This window comes from Virgibacillus senegalensis (assembly GCF_000821245.2).
GTDB lineage: Bacteria > Bacillota > Bacilli > Bacillales > Amphibacillaceae > Sediminibacillus > Sediminibacillus senegalensis.
Genome location: NZ_LN611422.1, coordinates 185359 through 187781 on the forward strand (window position 1 = coordinate 185359; position 2423 = coordinate 187781).

Annotated in this window: 4 protein-coding genes; 3 read left to right on the forward strand and 1 reads right to left on the reverse strand. The window is 41.8% G+C overall.

Annotated elements, in window-relative coordinates:
- The 3 genes from BN1067_RS20045 to BN1067_RS01240 form a co-directional block, all read left to right on the forward strand.
- Positions 1–203 (forward strand): hypothetical protein (locus tag BN1067_RS20045; RefSeq protein WP_234400600.1); only part of this gene is annotated, 203 nt, incomplete at its 5' end.
- 68 nt (positions 204–271) lie between these two features.
- Positions 272–379, forward strand: a complete 108-nt coding sequence (locus BN1067_RS20550; protein ID WP_407701342.1) for a hypothetical protein — start codon at positions 272–274, stop codon at positions 377–379.
- A 109-nt stretch (positions 380–488) separates the two neighbouring features.
- The gene (locus BN1067_RS01240) at positions 489–878 is read left to right on the forward strand and encodes a hypothetical protein (RefSeq protein ID WP_199868439.1); all 390 of its coding nucleotides are present in this window, start codon (positions 489–491) and stop codon (positions 876–878) included.
- Positions 879–1007: 129 nt separating this feature from the next.
- Here the strand turns inward: BN1067_RS01240 and BN1067_RS01245 are convergent, their stop codons facing one another.
- Positions 1008–2111: a glycosyltransferase gene (locus tag BN1067_RS01245; protein ID WP_053217123.1), complete on the reverse strand. Its 1104-nt coding sequence runs from the start codon at positions 2109–2111 to the stop codon at positions 1008–1010.
- Between the last annotated feature and the right edge of the window lie 312 nt (positions 2112–2423).

Here is a 2423-nt window from a genome sequence, read left to right on the forward strand (position 1 = left end):
CCACTGAAAAAGTCCTTTCTAATCCAGAAGAGATTTTAAAGTTTGTTGTTGATTCTCACGAATCGCTTATCGGTGGATGCTTGCCGCGGGCACGGCCTCAGCTAACTTGGTCAAGAAGATCACTTAACCAAGTGGATCTTCGGCTCGCGCTGTTCCCGCAGGCGTCACCACCGAACGCTCATCGTGGAATCAAAAGAGGGTAAACGAAAAAGAAGTGATTTTCTTTGATTTCTGAAAGGAGGTCACTCTTTTTTCTTGTAAACTGAAAACCATCTATACGTTGTCTGACGTAGATCTCGTGGAACGAGCTCAGGTCGACATGTCCTTCAAGTATTTCCTTGCAATGGCTCCCGAAAATGACGCCATTACCCCAGCTTAGCTCACTTCCGTCGCAAACGTCTTAAAGACAAAAACCTTTTAATCTCCTGATTGGAAAACGGTGGAGGTCGCTCTTGAAAAAGGAATGAGTCAATCGAAGTCTCTTATTCTTGATGCGACGCACACCTAAGCTCGATACAATCAACATCTCCTCAAGAAGTATTGCGCACCCGTTCCGAAACGTCCGAAAAATGATTCATCCCGTCGATGAATCGATGAAGCAAAAACCAACTGAAGACACGCTTGAAGCTGAGTTAGACTATCCAGAACGCCTTGTCGAAGTCATTGAAAAAGAACCAAAGCTCGTCTTTATCCCCAAAATCAAAGAACCGGTGAACTTACTTAAAGAGACGATTACCGATGACCAACTGGAACTACAAGAATCACCAGATCCTGATGCCCGTTTGGGGTCTTCGGGTCTCGAAGGCATGCGCATGCAAGGTGCGATGGCGATTTTTACAGCTAATGTGAAACGAATCGTTAAACTAATGAAGGAATAGAGGGCACAAATCACTTAAAATTCTACTTTTCAAAGACCTTCAGTTTTTCAGTGGCCTCCTTTGTTACGGAGTTTTTTGATAAATCTCCCTCCTCCTTTTTCACACATTTTTATTTGCTTTCGGTACTGTTTATTTCAGTTCAGTAGTTTGCTGCTGATTGAATCCCAGCTTCTTTTCCAGTAAATCTTTATTAAACTTTATTTTCGGGTCGTCCGGACGGTATTCCCTAGCTTTTTCATTATGGTGGTAGGACTTCTCGAAATCCTGAAGATTATAGTAGCAGACACACATTTGTAAGTGCGGATACCAAGTAGCATAGGCAGGATAGGTAAAACTCCATTTATTTGGATCAGTTTCCAGTTGTGTCGCTAAGTCATACCAATAAATGGCAGACTTGTAGTCCTGTTGCTGTTGAAAATGAAAACCGATACGGCTGCATGTTTCCGGACGGGGAAGTTTAGAGAAATTGAACGATTGGAACAATGCTTCTAATTCTTTATTTGTTTCTCCCAAGTATCGATGGCAATCTGCTTTATTAATGCAGGCATACACTTTGTCTTCAATCCAACCATCTTTCATGGCTATATTTTTTTCATAACTCTCTATTGCCTTCTCGTAATGGCCGTTTTCTCGTAACTCATTACCATAATAGAAATAATCTCGAGGGGTAAACGTGTCGCCTCTATCTAGCTTTTTCTGATAAATGGATAGGTTTCTGCCGACAGAATGGCGTATCTTTTTATGTGTGACAGCCACATCAGAATTAATGATATTTCCGTACACTTCCAGATATTGATGGCAGTCTCCCTTCCATTTGAAATTTTTGCTTCGTTTGACAAGCCGGTTTCTTCTGTATTGCAGGGTTACATTTCCATATTCATCCGTTCCTGCGTTGTAATACATGGATACGGAATCTACTTCAGGATTAAGCGTTTCTTTTAGTTTTTTGAATTTTTTTCGATCTTCTTCCAAGATTACATCATCTGCGTCGAGATATAATATATAATCTTTGGTAGCATGTTTGAAGGATTCATTCCTAGCTGCTGCAAAGTCACCGATCCACTCAAAGTAAAAAACGCGATTAGTATATTTTTTCGCTATGTTTACGGTATTGTCCGTAGAACCCGTATCAACGATATTGATTTCATCCACCATATCTTTAACTGAATCTAAACATCTAGCTAGTACTTGTTCTTCATTTTTCACAATCATACATAAACTAATAGAAACCATAAGTTATTCTCCTTTCAAGTAATATTGCTGACAGTTTCCTTCTGTTCTTAGCTTATTTGTTACAGCAAGTATTGGTTTGTATGTAAACCTAAACTTATAGAAAAAGGCGTTGACAGAGTCAACACCTTTTTCAACTTCAATTGGCTTAAGGTCCAGTAGGTCCGGTAGCACCGGTAGGTCCGGTAGCGCCGGTGGCCCCAGTAGGTCCGGTAGCACCCGTAGGTCCAGTAGGTCCGGTAGGTCCGGTAGCACCGGTAGCGCCGGTGGCTCCAGTAGGTCCGGTAGCACCGGTAGGTCCGGTAGCGCCAGTAG

Bases quoted from the DNA above. Each gene is read 5' to 3' on its own strand.
- BN1067_RS01245 (WP_053217123.1), bottom strand. From the start codon at position 2,111: ATGGTTTCTATTAGTTTATGTATGATTGTGAAAAATGAAGAACAAGTA.